The 19,057-nt window shown below is 50.5% G+C and carries 15 protein-coding genes; 3 read left to right on the top strand and 12 right to left on the bottom strand.

The window, feature by feature from the left end; genetic code table 11:
* Positions 1-117: 117 nt before the first annotated feature.
* Together NYE74_RS18445 and NYE74_RS18440 are read left to right on the top strand one after the other, a co-directional pair.
* Positions 118-1,077 carry an NmrA family NAD(P)-binding protein gene (locus tag NYE74_RS18445; protein WP_036622654.1) on the top strand — a complete coding sequence of 320 codons (960 nt, stop codon included), beginning with the start codon at positions 118-120 and terminating at the stop codon, positions 1,075-1,077.
* Between the two features lie 43 nt (positions 1,078-1,120).
* Positions 1,121-1,627: a phenolic acid decarboxylase gene (locus tag NYE74_RS18440; RefSeq protein WP_036622652.1), complete on the top strand. Its 507-nt coding sequence runs from the start codon at positions 1,121-1,123 to the stop codon at positions 1,625-1,627.
* An 80-nt stretch (positions 1,628-1,707) separates the two neighbouring features.
* Here the strand turns inward: NYE74_RS18440 and NYE74_RS18435 are convergent, their stop codons facing one another.
* Together NYE74_RS18435 and NYE74_RS18430 are read right to left on the bottom strand one after the other, a co-directional pair.
* On the bottom strand, positions 1,708-3,141 hold the full coding sequence (locus NYE74_RS18435; RefSeq protein ID WP_036622650.1) for a family 43 glycosylhydrolase: 1,434 nt from the start codon (positions 3,139-3,141) through the stop codon (positions 1,708-1,710).
* 39 nt (positions 3,142-3,180) lie between these two features.
* Positions 3,181-5,607, bottom strand: a complete 2,427-nt coding sequence (locus tag NYE74_RS18430) for a glycoside hydrolase family 31 protein (protein ID WP_213510266.1) — start codon at positions 5,605-5,607, stop codon at positions 3,181-3,183.
* Between the two features lie 117 nt (positions 5,608-5,724).
* On the opposite strand from NYE74_RS18430, the gene NYE74_RS18425 reads away from it, so the two are divergent.
* The gene (locus tag NYE74_RS18425; RefSeq protein ID WP_036622646.1) at positions 5,725-6,618 is read left to right on the top strand and encodes a helix-turn-helix transcriptional regulator; all 894 of its coding nucleotides are present in this window, start codon (positions 5,725-5,727) and stop codon (positions 6,616-6,618) included.
* Between the two features lie 25 nt (positions 6,619-6,643).
* Here the strand turns inward: NYE74_RS18425 and NYE74_RS18420 are convergent, their stop codons facing one another.
* The 10 genes from NYE74_RS18420 to NYE74_RS18375 form a co-directional block, all read right to left on the bottom strand.
* Positions 6,644-8,290, bottom strand: coding sequence for a response regulator (locus tag NYE74_RS18420; protein ID WP_270619505.1), 1,647 nt, complete (start codon positions 8,288-8,290; stop codon positions 6,644-6,646).
* Positions 8,277-10,046: a sensor histidine kinase gene (locus NYE74_RS18415; protein WP_036622643.1), complete on the bottom strand. Its 1,770-nt coding sequence runs from the start codon at positions 10,044-10,046 to the stop codon at positions 8,277-8,279. The genes NYE74_RS18420 and NYE74_RS18415 overlap by 14 nt, the downstream gene beginning before the upstream one ends.
* Positions 10,047-10,139: 93 nt before the next feature.
* Positions 10,140-11,060, bottom strand: a complete 921-nt coding sequence (locus NYE74_RS18410) for a carbohydrate ABC transporter permease (protein WP_082207757.1) — start codon at positions 11,058-11,060, stop codon at positions 10,140-10,142.
* A 13-nt stretch (positions 11,061-11,073) separates the two neighbouring features.
* Positions 11,074-11,973, bottom strand: coding sequence for an ABC transporter permease (locus tag NYE74_RS18405; protein WP_115311178.1), 900 nt, complete (start codon positions 11,971-11,973; stop codon positions 11,074-11,076).
* 71 nt (positions 11,974-12,044) lie between these two features.
* Entirely contained in the window at positions 12,045-13,766 is a 1,722-nt protein-coding gene (locus NYE74_RS18400; protein ID WP_341005079.1) for an extracellular solute-binding protein, read from the bottom strand.
* A gap of 243 nt (positions 13,767-14,009) precedes the next feature.
* Complete coding sequence (locus NYE74_RS18395; RefSeq protein WP_341005078.1) at positions 14,010-15,353, bottom strand: glucuronoxylanase; 1,344 nt, start codon at positions 15,351-15,353, stop codon at positions 14,010-14,012.
* Positions 15,354-15,726: 373 nt separating this feature from the next.
* Positions 15,727-15,909, bottom strand: coding sequence for a hypothetical protein (locus tag NYE74_RS18390; RefSeq protein WP_036622635.1), 183 nt, complete (start codon positions 15,907-15,909; stop codon positions 15,727-15,729).
* Positions 15,910-16,207: 298 nt separating this feature from the next.
* The gene (locus NYE74_RS18385; protein WP_341005077.1) at positions 16,208-16,975 is read right to left on the bottom strand and encodes an alpha/beta hydrolase; all 768 of its coding nucleotides are present in this window, start codon (positions 16,973-16,975) and stop codon (positions 16,208-16,210) included.
* 131 nt (positions 16,976-17,106) lie between these two features.
* Positions 17,107-18,054, bottom strand: a complete 948-nt coding sequence (locus NYE74_RS18380; RefSeq protein WP_341005076.1) for a carbohydrate ABC transporter permease — start codon at positions 18,052-18,054, stop codon at positions 17,107-17,109.
* Positions 18,055-18,071: 17 nt separating this feature from the next.
* On the bottom strand, positions 18,072-19,046 hold the full coding sequence (locus tag NYE74_RS18375) for an ABC transporter permease (RefSeq protein ID WP_341005075.1): 975 nt from the start codon (positions 19,044-19,046) through the stop codon (positions 18,072-18,074).
* Positions 19,047-19,057: the final 11 nt, after the last annotated feature.

Here is a 19,057-nt window from a genome sequence, read left to right as displayed (position 1 = left end):
CACCCTTTTTAGTAATAAATCCTTTTTATAAATCATAACATAGGGTAATTTCACTGTAACGTCAACCTATGCTATTCTTTCCTTGTGAAAGTTATCACTAGGAAAGAAGGAATACACATGCGTTATATTGTAACAGGCGTAGATGGTCAACTAGCAAGCCGTGTAGCGGAAACCGTGCTCGCAGAAGCAGATGGCCGCAATTTAACCTTCACATGCATGAAGAAAGACAGAATTCCCAAAGATACGGTTCAACGATGGGAAAATGCGGGAGTCAAAATCTTTGAAATCAATTATGATGACATTCCATCCATGGAACGGGCTTTCAAAGATGGTGACCGCATCTATATTGTCTCTGGCCTTGAGGTAGGCAGAAGAGTCCAGCAACACAAAAATGCGATTGATACGGCGATCAAAGCAGGAGTCTCCCACATCACGTATAGTTCATTTATCGGTGCGACAGATCCTAATTACGCTCACGTTTTTGTAACTCCGGACCATACAGCAACTGAAAATTACTTAAAGTCAACGGGCATTGCCTACAATGCAATGAGAAATAACTTATATTTAGAGAACTATCTGACAATGTATACGATGTTGGCACTAATGTCCGACAATAAATGGTTGAGCACTGCCGGCGAAGAACGGGCTACTTTAGTTCACAAAGATGATTGTGCAAGGGCCGCAGCCGCAGCCCTGCTCGGAAAAGCCAAAGACAACGAGGCTTATAATATCGTAGGATCAGAGTCTGTTTCCGTAAGGGATCTGTGCAACCTCATTAAAGAAGTTTCCGGTAGAGACCTGGAGTATATTCCTGTGAATGCGGAGCAATATTATGAACACCTGGAGAAACTGCACATTCCTAGAGAAATTACCGGGGATTTCTCCCGCTCGCCCGTTCCATTCTGCGGCGATGATCTCGTGACAACCGATGCCAGCATTAAAGAAGGGCTTTTAAACGTTCATTCCGATGCCATTGAAACTTTAACTGGACAAAAGCCAAAAACAGCAAGGGATATTATCGGAAAATATAAATATATTTGGGAGAACAATATCCAGAACTGGCGGGATATGAAATAACATCGTTCAAGCAGGCAATTATTCAAATAAGGAGAGATTTCATATGCAACCGAAAGAAGCTTTAAAAGACTTTGTAGGAAGCCATATGATTTATACTTATGAAAATGGTTGGGAATACGAAATCTACATTAAGAATGACCATACCATTGATTATCGGATCCATAGCGGCATGGTTGCGGGCCGCTGGGTGCGGGACCAGGAAGTTGATATTGTAAAACTAACGGAAGGCGTTTATAAAGTATCCTGGACCGAACCAACAGGAACGGACGTTTCCTTGAATTTTATGCCAAATGAAAAACGAATGCACGGTGTTATTTTTTTCCCAAAGTGGGTTCATGAACATCCGGAAATTACGGTTTGTTATCAAAATGACCATCTTGAATTAATGAAAGAATCGCGCGAAAAATATGAAACTTATCCCAAATATGTTGTTCCTGAATTTGCTGACATCACATTTTTGGAGAATGCCGGCGTTAACAATCAAGAACTAATCTCCAAAGCGCCTTATAAAGGGATGACAGACGACATCCGTGCAGGAAAATTGAAATAAGTAAATCTAAAAACGCATGAAAAATCGGCCTCTTCGCAGACGATGCGAACAAGGCCGATTTTTTAGATGGTATTCCTATTCTATTCATCTCCAAGTAATGTAAACGAGGACAGGCTTGCGCCTCCCGAGCCTCTATACGTAAAATATAACGCCTGTATGCCGTCCGGTATGACGAGATCGGCAAAATATTCCGTCCAGATATTCGAAAAATTAACCGTTATATTTCCGAGAGCCGGGCCGTCCCAAGCTGTTTTCACCTCAAAGACGCCGTGGCAATATCCGCGCACCTTGATTTTAATCTTCCTGATTCCATGGCAGTCAAAATACTTGAACCCGGCCGTAGCGGAATCCGTCATATTGGCGATGTACCCGATTTCTTCATCCCCGTCTTTTCCATCCTGGGTGATTTTCGGAAAACGGCTGTCCAGCCATGCCCCGGATTGGCCGAAACCGCCTGTATACAGCTCCTCGTCTTTACAAAACAGATTGCATGCCAGGTAAGCGGGATATTCCCCGCGCCCCGCAAGCGGTCCGCCATTCGGACCGCAGGAGGTCATCTCCGCCTGAAGGATCGTTCCGTCTTCCCGGAATGCGATCGGCTCGATACAGCCTTGCCGGCAGAAAGCTGTACCGTTGGTATGTCTATGGTAAAAAACAAACCATTTCCCGTCGATGTGGATGATGCTGCCATGGTTATTGCCGCCGTAATACATCGGTTTGTCCGCCGGCTTGTAGGAATCAATATGCAGATCGTTGTTGCTTACGACAACCCCCTGGTAAACAAATCCTTTCGTCGGAAATTTGCTGGTGGCATAACACAATTCATGCATGGCGATCGAGGAATAGACAAAATAATAGGTATCGCCCTTCTTCCTTATGGAAGGGGCCTCAAAAAACTCATGTCCTTCAAACCCGCTGCCCTTGCCGTAAGGTTCGCTCGGCGCGACAAATACCGGTTCTTCCACAATCGTGAGCATATCAGGACCAAGCACCGTGGCCATTGCGCCGTGTCTGGATTTGTCTCCAATCGCACAGAAACCGGTATACAAGTAGGTCTGCTCTCCTTCCGTCAACACGCCCGGATCAAACTGGGGCTCATCGCCTTCTCTTTCTCCCAAGCGTGTGCCGTCGGCATACCTGACGTAACCGTAAAATTCATACTTGCCGGCCGGCGTATCGCAGACGGCTACCGAAACGATGGAAACCTTATCCAGAACATAGTAGAGATAATACCGTCCATCCGGGCCGACGGTAACGTCAGGCGCATAAAGGCACATTCTGCCATCCGGATTCAGCGGGTCATCCGTTTTCTTGTAAATCACGCCTTCATACCGCCAGTCGCCCAGATCATCCACGGGCGCCGACCAGCACACATAGTCATCTAAACAAAAAGCGTGTCCGTTGAAACGGTCGTGAGAACCATACACATAAACTCTGCCGTTAAAAACATACGGCTCTCCGTCAGGTACGTATTCCCATGATGGGAGATAGGGATTCAATCCTTGCTTTTTCACTATAATTACACTCTCCTTGTTAACTGCAAGACTTTCTTCTCATACTTCAATCTCATCTTCCCTGACGACCACAGGGTCACCCTGATAAGAAACGATGCTTTGACCGGATTTCCCGGCGATTTCCACTGCGAATTGTCTGTCCCCAGGCATACCGTCATAACTGCCGGTCCGCCCCCCAATCGTCAGCGTGCGGTCCGATTCGCACCAGCGCATCTCAATCGTGGAATAAGCACCCGCCTCGTAGTTATAAGTATCCCCCTCATCTTCATAAAGCGTAAATTCGGCATCTTTACCGGGGTATACTTTCAGGCGAATAACCGCTTCAGGCCGTTCATCCGCATATTGCACGTCCGGTCCGACAGGAATGATGGAGCCGGCACGGACAAAAAGCGGAAGCGTCTCCAAATCGGCTTTCGCTTCAAGCGTTTGGCCGCCCTCGATTCTTTCGTCAGTCCAATAATCGTACCATTCGCCGGCCGGCAGGTAGACGCTGCGCGACTTGCTGACGCCTTGAAGTTCACGGGAACCGGGCCCGTAATACATCGCTGTCGTGACGGGCGCAACCAGAAAGGCCGGACCCAGCATAAACTGGTCGTCAATATCGTGCACACGCGCATCCTCCCGATAATCGAAAGCTAGCGCCCGGAGCATCGTATAGCTATGATGCGCAACCGCCCCCGCAAGTGAATAAATGTAGGGCAGCAGCCTGTACCGAAGCTTCAGATATTTCGCCAACGTATCGTAAAATGGTTCGCCCGGCTCGCCGAATTGCCAAATTTCCCTTGGCGTGTCCGTCCCGTGGGAACGGAACATCGGCAGACAAGCCCCCAATTGGAACCAGCGGACATACAGCTCGCGATACCCCAGATCTGCAACTCCATCGTTATAATCTCCGTTCCAGAACCAGAGATCTTTATGGTTATGAACGAAAAACGCGCCGATATCCAGCGTCCAATATGGAGACCCCGCCGCGCAAAAGTTAAGACCGTCCGCAATCTGCTTTCTCAGCGTCTCCCAGTTGGCAGATATATCGCCCGACCAAGTAACCGCGCCGTAACGATGCTGCCCGGCATAAGCGGAACGCGTCAAATTCACGACCCGCTTGCCGTCGGTTACGGAACGTTGTCCCTCATAGATGCCTTTGGAATGCAGCAGCGAATAGGCATTGATATACTCCGGATCGAGATAAAGCTTGGCTTCCGCCGTATTCATCAGCATTCGCTGTTCGGGCTCCGGCTTGACCGCCCCTTTCCAGTCCGCTTCGAACGGCTCGGTACAGTCGCACCACCATGCGTCTATCCCATGCGAGAACAGTCCGGCATGAGCTTGCTTCCAATACAATCGGCGGGCTTCATCCGTAAAAGCGTCATAGGTTGCCTGGTTGCCAAGCAGAAACCCATGTTCGCTCATTTCCCGATGATTGTCGCCGCCCTCTTTCATGATCGGCCAGATTGATACCATCAGCTTGGCGTTCAGCGCATGCAACTTGCGCATCATTTCCGAAGGGTCCGGGAAACGCTGCGGATCAAGCGTCTTTTGCCCCCATAGCTCCCCCGTCCATGATTGCCAATCCAATACAATGCAATCGAGAGGCAATCCGCGGCCGCGATATTCCTGTACGGTATCGATCAATTCCTCCTGGGAAACGTAGCGTTCCTTCGATTGCACATAGCCGTAAGCCCATTTCGGCAGCATCGGCGCTTCGCCCGTCAAATAGCGAATCCCGGCGATGATCTGATCGAATTCCGGACCGTAAATAAAATAAAATTCCATTTCATCGTCGACGTCAGTCCAAATGTAAGAACCGAAGGAGTCGTCATGAAAACTCATGTACGAATAGGAGTCCACCAAAATTCCATAACCTCTTGTAGATAAAAGGGCCGGGATAACTGCCTTCATATTTTGCTGATACAAATATTGATGTTTGCCCCGAAGATTCATCATCCCCTCTTCATGCGAGCCAAGCCCGTACAGCGCCTCGCCAGCTTGCCAATCGAACTCCAGCTTCGTATGATAGGCCTGCCTGTCGAAAATGCGGTTCATCCCCTCCGCTCTTGCGCGGAACCCGTCCGCCCCGCGATCCGTTTCAACCCCGTCCGCCGAAGCATCGAAGATCGTTCGGTAAACGTCGGTGCGCTCGAGCGTTTTTCCGCCTCTGGACGGTTCTGCCGCGAGCAGACTGCCGCTAGAATCCCAATAACTGAATGCACAAGTTGATTTGTCCACCATTACCTTAAGCAGCTCGGTCGAGATTTCCAGATGGCCCGAATGATCTGCAACCTTCAATTGCACATCCTGTCTTTCCGGCCGATTCACAACCATAAGGCTCTGTTTCCCGCTGAACTCCGAATCCAAAGTATAACGGATTCCGGCAATCCCGGGTGTGCAAAATGCGATCTGCATGATTCCGGCAGAGGTGTTTAACGTAACGCCGTTCGCTTCGGTATGAAAATGAGTCAACCTCAAAACTATCGCTACCCTTCCCCGTGGATTTGATAATATAATGATATTATTGTTAATCCCAACATATCTAGCAGATAATTGCGTATTATCGTCACTATATTACGATTTCCAGGAGGGCGCATGTTCGAGCATCGTTACCGGGAAAACAAGCCGCACGGCGTTCCCGACTTTCCGCTGCATATATACCAGGTGGAGCATCAAGCCGGGGTTCTTTCCATCCTTCCCATCCATTGGCATAATGAGATGGAAATCATCTATCTGGCCCGAGGAAAGGCCACGTTCCGCATCGAAAGCCGGGAGTTCGCCATTCGGGAGGGAGAAGCGCTCGTCGTTCACCCGGGCGAACTCCATTCGGGAATGAACGATCATGAAGCAGGGATATGTTATTACTCCATCGTGTTCAAATTATCCTGGCTGTCTTCGCTCCAGGCCGATCGAATTCAGGAGCTGTTCCTCGGGCCGATCCTGCAGGGGACAGCCAGGCTGCCCGCCTTGTTGTCCGCTCCCGCAGGGACGCCTCCCGAATTGCTGGACTATATACGGCAGCTTCTGATCCGCTTCGAGCAGCGGTCGCCCGCTTACGAATTGAGCTTGAAAGGCCTCCTGCTGCTGCTGATTGCGGATGTTTGCCGGCACGGGTTGATGGAAAAAAACGACGATCAAGGAAAACGCCACGCATATGAATATAACCGGCAAATCAAAAAAGTGCTGGCTTATATGGAGGAGCACTCCCATGAAAAGCTTGAGTTGGATCAACTGGCTGCCGTAGCGTCCCTTAGCCGCTCCCATTTTTGCAAATTTTTCAAAACGCAGACCGGGATGCGGCCGATGGAATATGTGAATTTTATCCGGATCAATAAAGCCGCGGGCTTGCTGCGCAGCGGATCGTACAATGTTCTGGAGGCCGCGCTGGAGTCCGGCTACCAGCATGTCAGTTACTTTTCCAAATGGTTCAGGTTTTATATGAATATGACGCCTGCGGAATACAAGGCCTGCTATGCTTCCGGACTTTAAAAGGCAACTTTAGAAAGCGTCAAAATCACAAAAAGGACCCGTCGCCGCTTTGCGTGCCGGTGCGATATTCCTGCGGCGTTAAGCCGGTCCATTTTTTAAAAAAACGGGTAAAGGATTGCGGCATTTCGTATCCGATCAACCAACCGACCTCGGCCACCTTCAACTCGTCCTTCCTCAGCAGCTCCTTCGCTTTGCGGATTCGGAGCTCATCGATATATTCCGACAGATTGACACCCCGTTCCTGCTTAAACAGTCTGGACAAATAGGAGGGATTGAAATGGAATTCTTCCGCCAGTCTCACAAGGGACAGATCTTCGCTAATATTATGTTCAATGTACACGCACATTTTATCGATTGCGCCGGCCGCTCTCTTCTGCTCTCCGCTTTGCCGGAGCGAAAACAGAACCTCGGCCGCGCCTTTCAAAAACTCCAAGGCTTCTCTCCAGGAATGATAGTCCTCCAGCCGCATCAGGCCAAACGAACCGATCTCGCGAACTTCCCAGCGATTGATGTAAGACAGCAGCACAAGCGCAATGGTGTAACAAAGCTCCGTCAGATTGGGGTCTCCCCTCCCGTGTTCGTAAGCTGCCGGCTCGGCCAATTCGTCGAACAGCCTCATGAATTCCGCTCTTCTTCCGGCTTCCAAATGCGCGGCTAACGCTTCGGATTTATCGCGCAATGACCGGCTGCGGATCGAGGCGGACGCCGGGGTGTCCTTATTGGGAAACACCTTTTGGACCATTCGCGTTCCGTCCCCGGTCCGATCATGCTGGTGCCGCCTCATTTTGTCGTAAACGGCGGGAAGTCCTTCCCAGGCAAACGCTTCGCCGCTTAGCGTAACGGCAACCGTCGTATCGAGCGACTCCAGGCAGGCTTGCTGAATCAGCTCAAATGTCCCTTCCAAATACATAACCGTCTGTTCGAAAGCGTCCGTTCTTTCCCCATCGATAAGCCGCTTGGGCTGAAAAAGCCAAATCAGATCGCCGTATCGATCAATGACGCCGATGCTGTTCGTCCGCTCCGCCAAAAACGCCTCCGCCAGAAACTTAACCGCAAGTGCCGTCTCCTGCCGCTCGGCATACGATGGGGACGCCCCCGCCGTTCCGGCATGCGTTAAATTGCCGAGCGCGATCAGCACCGGCAGAGACGCGTCCAGCAGTATCTGCAGCCGCTGGAAATCTTCCGCCAGTACCCGCTCGAAGAGGACGTCGTGGAACAACAGATTTCGAAAATAGTCCCCATGCGCAAGCGTCTCAAGCGTATGCAGCTGCTCTTTCGACCGCCGGATCAGATCGTTCGCGCGCAAGGTATCCGCCAATTCCTGAAGCGCTCGCTCAACGGCTGCGATCAATTTCGGATAACCTTCGTTCTTCAGCACATATTGCACGTCCGGCGCTTGAATCGCCTGATAGACATAGTTGAAGTCGCTATGCCCCGTCAGAAAGATAATTTTACACTGCGGCCAGTTGAGACGTATGGCTTCCATCAGTTCCAGGCCGTTCATACCGGGCATGCAGATATCGGACAAGACGATATCGACTCTGGTCCGGTTTAACAAGTCCAGCGCTTCTTGGCCGGAATACGCCTTATACAGATCGAGATCGAGGTTCAGCTTTCCGAAAATATCCGCCAAGCCATCCGTAATAATCTCTTCGTCGTCAACGATCAGCATTCTGTACACCTGACCGGTCACCTCCATCGGCAAGAAGGATCGTTACCCTAAGCCCTCCAAGCTCGCTCCGTTCCGTTTGCAATCCGCTATCCTCCCCGAATGTGATGCGAATTCGGCGATGAATGTTGACCATCCCCGTGGTCTCGGCCTGATCCCGGACATCGTGCAATGCTTTCCGTATCCGCTTCAACGCTTCATCCGCCAAGCGATCTCCGTTATCCTCCACGATAATTCGGACCTGGCTGCTCGCCTTCTCGAAACGGACGGCGATCAAGCCGTCCTTGACCTTTTTTTCAAGGCTGTGCTTGAATGCGTTTTCAATGATCGGTTGAACGATCAACCGGGGCACGGGAATCGACCGCAGCTCATCGGGCAGCGGATCGAAACGGACCTGAATCCTTCTGGAAAACCGCAACTCCTGTATTTCCGCATACATTCTCGCATGATGAATTTCCTGTTCCAAAGCAACCAGGTCGGAAGCATTTCTCGTCACAAACTCGAAATACTCCCCGAGCAGCGTCGTAAACTGTTCGATGCGTTCCGTGTCCCCCGTCTTGGCCATCGTATTCAAGATAAAAAAACTGTTATATAAAAAGTGCGGGTTGATTTGCGATTGCAGTTGCTTCAGCTCCGCTCGCTGAGCCATGATTTTTTGCTTATAGACTTGATCGATCAAGGAACGCAAATTTTCCACCATCTGGTTAAACCGGCCGTACAAGTACCGAAACTCGTCTTTGGATTCATGGGCGATATAAATGCTCAGATCCCCTTGCTCCATCCTCCTGAAGCTTTTAACGAGCGTCAGCATAGGCTTGTGGATGAACTTATAGGTAGACAACGCAAAAGCGGCAAAAATCCCCAACGCACAGGCGGCGAATACCCATGCCCATTTGTAAAACTTGCTCAACGGCTTTTGCACGACCTGTTCGGGAATGAAACGGTAGATCGATAATCCCAGGTCCGCAGAGTGCGCCTGGACGGCGTAATACCGGTTCCCCGCAATAAGCAGCTTGGCCGTTTTGCCTGCTGCGTCCGGCCGGATTTCCCGGATATAAAAGGGTGCGCCGGCTTTCGACAATTCCCCCGTTCCGCCCGCCAAAGCCACCTTGGCGCTATCCGACAGCAGCAGCGTGCCGCTGCCGGGATAGGTGTTGAATTGGGCCAGCGCCTCCTGAAGCTTTTGCGGATCCAGCTCGATCTCGACCGTAAACAACGGCTCCGCCCCCTTGGTTCCCCGCTGTTTCATCGCGCCGAGGAACAGTCCGCCATTCCATTCGATGACCTGGGAACCGCCGCCAAATACAGAGCGGATTTCGCGGTAGCGCTCAGCTTCGAACCCGCGCACTCCGCCCAGGGCCGACATCGTTCGATCGATCGTCGCGATATGAACGCTCACGTCCTTGATATACATGCTGCTGTTTTGGACGGTGTACAGCCGTTTCATCAGCGAATTCATATTCTCCGTACGGTCGATCGTCGCCATCGTTTCCCAGGCGAGGGCGAGTTCGTTCAGGTTATCGTCCTCCAGCAGACTGAACTGCAATAGCTTTATACGCTCGATCTCATTTTCCAGGTCGGTCAAATAGAATGCAGTTTGCGCGGCAGCCGTCTTGGTTATGTCCGCGCTTGCGGTTTGCACGACCCAATGGTACAGATAAACCGCGGATAACAAAATAGGCAGCATGATCAGCAGAAAAGTGATGATCAACCGTAGAAATATCGTATTTCGCAGCGAAAAGTCCTGCCTTAAAAACAAAGCCGATGCCTCCAGCCATTTTTTCTCAATTATAGCCCGAAACCGAAGAGACAACCAGACATTCGAAGCAGCCCTATGCAATTAATCGCACATTCATCCTTTGACGCTGCCCAAAACGATGCCTTTTACGAAATATTTCTGCAAGAATGGATACGCCAAAATAATCGGGAGTGAACCGAGGAAAATCTGCGACGATTTCAACGTCCGATCGGAAATAAGCGCCAGGTTGAGCATATCGTCTCTCGACATATTCGACAGGTTTTGCTGGATCACGATGGTTTGAATATAGCTTTGCAGCGGATAATTGGACGGGTTGCCCATCAGCAGCAGACCATCGAACCAGCTGTTCCAATGCTCGACCATGGAAAACAAGGCCAGTGTGGCAAGCGCGGGCTTGGAGATCGGCACGAAGATCGACCACATCGTCCTCCAGTGGCTCGCTCCGTCAATGAGCGCCGCTTCTTCCAGCTCCTTCGGAATCTCCCGGAAAAAGTTAAGCAGCAGCACGACGCTGAATACGGGAACCGCGCCCGGCAGAATAAGCGCCCAGATCGAATCGAGCAGCCCGTATTCTTTAATCGTCGAATACCAGGGAATCAGTCCCCCGTTAAACAGCATCGTAATAAAAAAGAGCCACGCATACAGGCTGCGAAACCGAAAAGCATGCGACTCTTTGGCCAGCGGATAAGCGACCAAGATGGTCAACAGCAGGTTAAGCGGAGTTCCCAAGCCAATCCGCGTCAGCGACACGAGCATCGCTTGCCAGAATTCGTTGCGGCTCGCCGTATACATGTAAGAGGCGAATGTGAAATCGACGGGCCACATCCTCACGTACCCCGCCGAGGCCGCCGCGCTCGAACTGAAAGAAACCGCTATGATATGAATCAAGGGCAAGACGCAAATGAGTGAAATCAAGATAAGAATAACGGCATTGACCAGGGGAAACCATTCAAACCGTTTTCCCTGCCGGATGCGGGCATACCCTGCCGGTTTTGGCGCCAACCTTTGCTCCAAAGTTCTCCCTCCTCTAAAAAATCCGATATTTCGCAACCCGATAGGCAAAGAAATAGGAGCCGGAAATCAGCGTAAACGATACGACCGATTTGAATAAACCGACCGCCGTCGCTACCCCGTACTGCGCGTCAAGCAAGCCGATCCGGTACACGAACGTATCCAAAATATCGCCGCTCTCGTAAACTTGCGGACTGTATAAATTAAACACTTGATCAAACCCGGCATTCAGCAGCTGCCCCAGGCTTAATACCGACAGCAGCACGATCACCATGCGCATTCCCGGAATCGTGATATGCCACATTTTGTGCCAGCGATTGGCGCCGTCCATGGTCGCCGCTTCGTACAGTCCCGGATCGATGCCCGTGATTGCCGCCAAATATACGATTGTCCCGTAGCCGAAGTTTTTCCAAATGTCCGAAGCGATCAGCGTGAAGGGAAACCAGTCGTTGTCGCCGAGGAAAAAGATCTTCGAAATCCCAAATAATCCGAGGAATTCATTAACGATCCCTCCGGAAGGGGAAAGAATATCGATCAGAATGCCGCCCAGCACGACCCAGGATAAAAAATAGGGTAAATAAATCGCGGTTTGCACGGAGCGTTTGATCAGATTATTTTTCAATTCGTTTAAAAGAATCGCAAAAATGATTGGAACCACGAGTCCTAAGATAAGCTTAAAGCCGGAAATAAAAAGGGTGTTCCACAAAACCTGGGTGAAATTCGGCAAGTTCATGACATACTCGAAATTGTCCCAGCCGACCCACTTCTGCTCGCCGAACAAGCCTTTGGCGGGAATAAACTTTTGAAACGCAATCATCACGCCGGCCATCGGGATATACGAAAATAACACGATCAACATTAGTCCCGGCAGTATCATTAAATGAAGCGGCAATTCTCTTCGCCATTTCGCTCTCATTTTCATCCTCCACATCGGTGAGCAAGAGTAGGGCCAAGGGAGAGCAATAGCCCCCCTCCGGCCCGGAATCGTTACTTCGTAGTTTCATACCATTCGTTGACTTCCTGGGTAATTTGGTCACCGCCAAGCTTTTTCCAATCGGCCACGAACTGATCGAATTTATCGATGGGATCCCCTATTATGATCTTGACGAACACCTCGTTTTGCAGCTTTTCGAGCGTCGCTTTGCGTTCCACCATGGTCGGAGTCGGGGCGCCGACAAATTTTTCCCGCAGAAACTGATTGTTTTTGTCGTAATGATCGGCGATTCCCATGGAGCCTTCTTCTCCATAAATCCGTTCCCAGCCCCATAATGCAAACCCATCCGACGATCCCGACGCGTAGGCTTCCAGTTTTTCTTGAATCGTCTTGGCCTCCCCGGTCAGTGTGGAGAAATCACCGGCTTTGCGCGCGGCATCAATCGCCCGGAAGGCGTCTACGTTTTTCTTAACCGGATACGGCGTAACGGGCGAGAGCTGCCATACGCTTTCGGCCTCCGGCGGCGCAAAATACTTATCGAACTCCGCGGTCTCGCCCCAGTTTTTCTCCAGATGCAAATTGAACAGTTTGATCACCGCTTCAGGATGAGCGGCGCCTTTCTTAACGGCGAAGAAACGGGTAGTGCTGAATTTAAGCGGCACTTTCGGCGTCTCGCCCGATTCCGATACGATCGGGAAAGCCTGCCATTGCGCGTTCGGATCATTATCGCGGTTAAGCTGAAGCGGCCATATAGAATTCCATTGCTCGCCGTACTCCATCCCGATCTTTCCGGCGGAGATCTGTTCGGACACCTTGCCCCCGTCTTTGACCCCGAATTCCTGATCGATCTGGCCGTTTTTGGCCATATCCTGCAACACCTGAAGCGCCTTTTTCACTTCCGGCTGAGTGCTGCCAAACACGAGTTTGCCCGAGGCGTCTTCCACCCAAATGTTAGGGTAGGCATCGTATCCGGCCATAAAACCTTCAAGTCCCATCGCCCCGCCCCATAAATCTTTCGTCACGCCAAGACCGAAGGTATCCTTCTTGCCATTCCCGTCCGGATCGCCCTCCGTAAACGCTTTCGAAATCGCCAGCACGTCGGCCATCGTTTTCGGCGGCTTCAAGCCTAATTTATCCAGCCAATCGGTACGAATCCAAATGTACATCGCCCGTTCCATGGAAGATTCCAGCTGGGGAACCGCCATCAACTTTCCGTCGAACGTAGCGGCATCGAACACACTTGTTCCTTCTTCCGAGAGAACTTTTTTCGTAAAAGGAGACGCGTACTTTTCGTATAACTCCGTCATGTCCTCGATTTGGTCGGAATCGGCCAATTGCTTGAGCTGCGTGGCATTCACCGGGATGACGTCCGGCAAGTCGCCGGAAGCCAAAGTAACGTTGATTTTCTGCAGATATTGATCGGAAGTCGGGCTGCCCTTGACGACCCAGTCGTATTTGATCTTGATGCCAAGCTCGTCCTCGTACAATTGGGTCCAGCGATTGTTGTCGATCGTTTCGCCCTTCAGCACGCCAAGCACATTGTTCTCCACAACATCGCTCAAATCTCTGACGAATGATACTTCGATCGCCGGATCGTATTTGCCGAGCGGGCCGTCATCCGCGGCGGAGGCCTGGTTCTGGTTATCCTTTGAAGCTCCGCCCGGATCCCCGTTTGCCCCGTCCCCGCCCCCGCCCGAGCATGCGGCAAGCATAAGCGAAGCCAGCACTATTACGGAGAGACCTTTTAACCACACTGAGCTATTTTGGGTCCTCATTTTCATTTGCATCCCCCAGTTCAATTGTATTCGCCTTCCATTTGGTTACGCTTTCATTATGCATTGGAGCACATTTCGCGACAACGTTCATCTTTTTACTTTACTTCTCCTTCATTTACCGAAACCCATCGACCTACCGTACATGATTATCTTCCTTGCAGAATTTAAAAAAGGGCTGCCCCTTAGGTCAATGTTTCACGACCTTTTGGGACAACCTCTTAATCTGCTTCTTTTTCAGGAGGTTTAACGTAGGTTATCTACGACAGCGTCAGGCAAGGTTGTGTCTGTCTCAGCTTCATTGGCTGCGCTTCTGCCTGAAGCTGTGCCAAGATCAGCTACGAAGGTGGTCACGCTTTGGGCGGGGAGATGAGCCCAGAAATTCTGACCCGTCACCGTAAGCTCCGTTCCGGGTTGAAGATTGCTGCTGCTGCTCGTGATCCATCGGGATACTTTCGAAACCGATCCATTCTGAAGGACAAAGTTCTGATTGACCCCGGAGCTGCTCCGGTTTATGGCAACGATAACGATTTTGTTGTTACCTTTATAGGCCGACACGTATACGTTCGTTTCAGGATTTTTCGTGGCATCCACTCTGACATAGCCGGGACGGACGAATTTGGAGAAATGAGCCATATTATAACCGCGTTTGCTGATTGTGCCGTCCTCCTTCATCGGACCGTATGATCTGCGGATATACCACCATACGTAAGCCTGAAAATCTCCCTCTACCATCGCATTGTGGATATGATAGGACACATCCAAGGCTTCGGGCCAGCGATCCGCCGAGTTGTTGTCGCTGTTCGGGTAATATACTTCCGTCATCCAGAGATCTTTTCCCGCTCCTTTTTGTTTGAATAGCGGATAAGCGAAATTGCTGATCTGGGTACCGTATAGATGTGCGCCAAGAATATCCATATTGGCAAGCGCCTGCGAATCGTTCAATATCGGGTCCGACATATTTTTCAGATACTGGAACGATTCCGGCGCGATCACTCTGGCATTAATGGAACCGGCGTTTTCTTTCATGAAGCGAAGCATTTCCTGGGGAGTCCACCACGTCCAGTCATGCGCATAATCGGGTTCGTTTTGGACGGAAATCGCATACAGATTCACGCCATTATTCTTCATGTAAGTCACGAAATCGTTAAGGTGTTGGGCATACGCGGCGTACTTGTCGTAACGGAGCCGTTTTGCCGACGTATCGCCGTTGCGGTTGAAGGTCTCGACCATGTCGGCGGGCGGGTTCCATGGCGACGCAAATACGATGGCTCCGAGGGCAATGGCTCGTTTTGCCGTTTCCAATTCCCGGTACCACTGATTGCGGTCATCGTGCACATAGATTCTTAATATCGAGAAACCTAACTGGTTATTTCCGTTTCCGAAAGCGGTTTCTCTTTGTGCCGCCGTCAAATCTCCGATCCAAGCCGGGTGGTTGATGCCTCCGAAACCGCGAATCACTTGTTTTTCCGCCGATACATTCACGACAGCGTCGCTGGCTGCGGCAACATCGCCCGGCGCTACCATGAGGGTCAATGCTATTACAAGGGCCGAACCTGCACAAATAGCTTTCTTAAACCGTGAAATCATAAATCTGCTCCTCCCTAATTTTTTCGGATCCAAATCTGGACGCACTCGATTGAATAAATATACGGCCTATCAACCTCCTTAAAAAAACATATAATAGTAATTTATTACATTTTTACAATTTCACTATAAATAGATTAGCGATAAAATTTAATAGAATTTTTTTTGATTTTATTGAACTTTCTTTTGAAATATTGATTTAGTGGTTAGCAGATCAATATCCACTGTCCGGACGCTTTGCACGATTATACCGTTTGATCAGGAAGCAGAGCTGACGGGAGGGATGGGGCAAGACACCGGGAAAAATGAAAAGACCGTGAGCCTACTGCAGCCTGAATCCGATTGCAGCAACGACTGCACCGTTCAAGCACTTCTATCAGGCTGCAGCCGCAAGGGGCTGATTCGGTTGGCGCGCGATCAGCCGGCGGTAAGAGATCGCCGGAATCGCCACACAGATACGCAGTAACTTCTGCCGCATCGTTTCTTCCGCTCCGGGCAGGCGCAGCCGACGGCGTCCGGCGTACTCGTTCAGGTACGCCTGCAGATGTTTCAGTCCCAAAGCTACATACGTACTCTTCAGCCGATTCCCACGCCTCTCTCACCACTTTCCGCAAGGGCGCATACAGCCGATAGGCTAGAGGAAACGACTCTACCGCCGGTGTACGGACATCTGGATCCCTTATCCTTGCCCCCAACCCCTGCCCCCTGAACGAAGGGGATAATCGTGCAAAGCAGCATGCAGGGACACCAAGACACGAACTCTATAAATAGACAGTCCCCTCAGTCCTCAGTACGGCAGCCTCGAATCAATAGAGCTAAAGTCATAATTTATTTCGTCAGCCGCTCCTTCTCATTGTTTAAACTTTAAACAGCAGTTGGGAAAAATAGTACAGATCGTTTTTCCACACGGGCCAATCGTGTCCGCCGCTTTCCTCAACCCAAATGTGAGGCACACCGTGCTCCGCCAAATAAGCGTGCGTCCGTTCGCTGATATGCTTGAGATTATCCTGATCCCCGCAAGAAAGCCACAGCAGTCTGAGAAGGGCCGCCGCCTGCGGATTCGGAACGAGTTGCTCGGGAGCTTTTGTATTGGGGGCCGGGGAAAAAGCCCCGATCCAGGCGAAGCGGTCGAGATGCTTCAATCCTATGTTCAAGGACTGCCCGCCGCCCATGGATAAACCTGCAATCGCGCGGCTCTCCTGATCAGTAGATACCGGGTAGTTCGATTCAATAAAAGGGATCAGATCATGGAGCAAATCAAATTCGAACCTCTCAAACGCCTGGATCTTTTCGGGGGCGAAAATGTCTCCCACCGGACGGTCGTCCGGCATGGCGCGTCCGTTGGGCAAAACGACGATCATAGGCGCGAGCTTGTTGTCCGCGTAAAGATTGTCAAGGATGATATGGGGCTGCCCATGGTTGAACCATTCATTTTCATCCCCGCCTATGCCATGCAAAAGATACAATACGTTATACATTTGGTTTCCGGAATATCCGGGCGGAGTATATATCCTCGTTTTGCGAGGGGTCCCTACCGCTCCGGAGAAATATTCCACCACTTCGACATTGCCGCAGGCTATGTTTTCCCTGTACCGGTCGTATCCGTCAGGAGCTGTTGTTCTCATTTCATTCTCTCCTTTCGTTTTTCTCAAAGCGAATTCTTAACGGCGCATATCCAAATCCCAGGATCGTAAATCGATTATGCTCACGGCCTTGATCATATCACGATAAGCATGCGACTCCCGCGGCGGCTTGATCACCCTTTAACCCCGCCGACCATCATGCCTTTGACGAAATATTTTTGCAAGAAAGGATACACCATGATAATGGGGACGGAGGCGACCATCGTCATCGTGGCGCGAACGGACAACGGTGTAACGGTGTTTTGCTGCGCCCCGCTGGCGCCCTGGATCATCCCGTCCAGGCTCGAAGTTCCCGAAGTCGTATTGGAATTCTGCAAAATTTTCTGCAGTTCATACTGCAGTGTGCTTAATTCAATGTGCGAAGAATTGTACAAAAACACGTCAAACCAGGAGTTCCACTGAAAGACGCCCGAGAACAAGGCCACCGTAGCCAAAACCGGCGTCGTCAACGGCAATACGATGCTGAAAAAAGTTCTGTAATCGCCCGCTCCGTCAATCCGTCCCGATTCCAGAATGCTCTCGGGGAGATTCTCAATAAAGGAGCGGATGATGATCAGGTTGAACACGCCGATTAATCCGGGCAGGATGTATACCCAGAAGTTGCCCACGAGTTGCAAATCCCTCATCAGCAAATAGTTGGGGATCAACCCGCCGTTAAAATACATGGTTAAAATAAAGGCGACCGTAAAAAATTTGCGGAGCACGAAATCCTGCCTGCTGATCGAATAAGCCACCATGGCGGAGCAAAACACCGTAGCCACCGTACCGATGATCGTACGCAATATCGAGACGAGCGTGGCGTGAAATATCGTGGCTTCCCTGAAAATATATTTGTAATTGTCCAGCGTCCAGATCCTCGGAAGCAAATAAATCCCGCCTTTGAGCGAATCTTGAGCATTGTTTAGCGACACGGCCAGAACATTTATGAACGGATATAGCGTCACGGCCATCAATAGAACCATAAAGATGTAATTGCAGAGATCAAAAATACGATCACCGCCGGAAGATTTGATTCGCGGTTTCCTAACCCTTCTCGCGGCGCTTGCGGATCTTTGATCCATTGGCTTTACCTCCTTCTCTAGAAAAGCCTGGCTTCACCCGCCCGTTTCGCGATATGGTTCGCGAAGAACAGCAAGATGAAGCTGACCACCGTCTTGAACATGCCGGCCGCGATGGATAGCGAGAAGTTGCTTTGGGCGATGCCGTATTTCAATACGAATATGTCAATGTTTTCGGAATAATCCACGTTCATGCCGTTACCCAGCAAATATTGGGGCTCGAATCCCGATTCCAGCAAATAGCCGATATTCATAATTAAAAGGATGACAACGACGGATTTAATGCCTGGCAATGTAATATAGATCATCCGTTTAAACCTGCTGGCGCCGTCGATTTCGGCGGCTTCGTATTGCGCCGGATCAATCGTCGTTATCGCGGCCAAATACACGATCGTGTTCCAGCCGATATCCTTCCAGACGGAGCCGGCTCCAAATATTCCCCAGAAATATTCGGGAATCCCCAGAAATAATATTTCGTTCCCCTTATCAACCAATCCCGTCCAGATCAACAGCTGGTTGATGATTCCGTCGGGCGCGAGCGTCGTTTGAATGATGCTTGCGGCCACCACCCAAGAAATGAAATGGGGCAAATAACTGACCGTTTGCACCACTCGCTTAAATGCTACGTTCCGAAGTTCATTGAGCAGCAATGCCAGCGAAATCGCCGTCACAAAGCCGAGAATCAAGTTGATGGAACTCATGGCCAGCGTATTTCGCAATACGCGCAAAAACCGCTCGTCTCCAAACAAAAATCTGAAATGTTGAAATCCGACCCAAGTTTGATCCAAATACCCGCGCGCCGGTTTATAATCCTGGAAAGCAATCGTCCAGCCCCATAAAGGAACATATTTGAAAATGACCAGCCAAATGAAAAAGGGGATGGTCATCACGGCCAAGGCGCGCTGCTGCACCAATTTTTTGCAAAACGGCCCGATCCCTTTCGGCTTTTTGCATGTCTCCGGCCCGGACGCGGCCAGCACCGAATCAGTCTCCATACCATTCTCCC

This window comes from Paenibacillus sp. FSL P4-0127 (genome assembly GCF_038007325.1).
GTDB lineage: Bacteria > Bacillota > Bacilli > Paenibacillales > Paenibacillaceae > Fontibacillus > Fontibacillus macerans.
The sequence above is the reverse complement of the archived record's forward strand: the minus strand, read 5'-3'. Positions and strand labels throughout refer to the sequence as shown.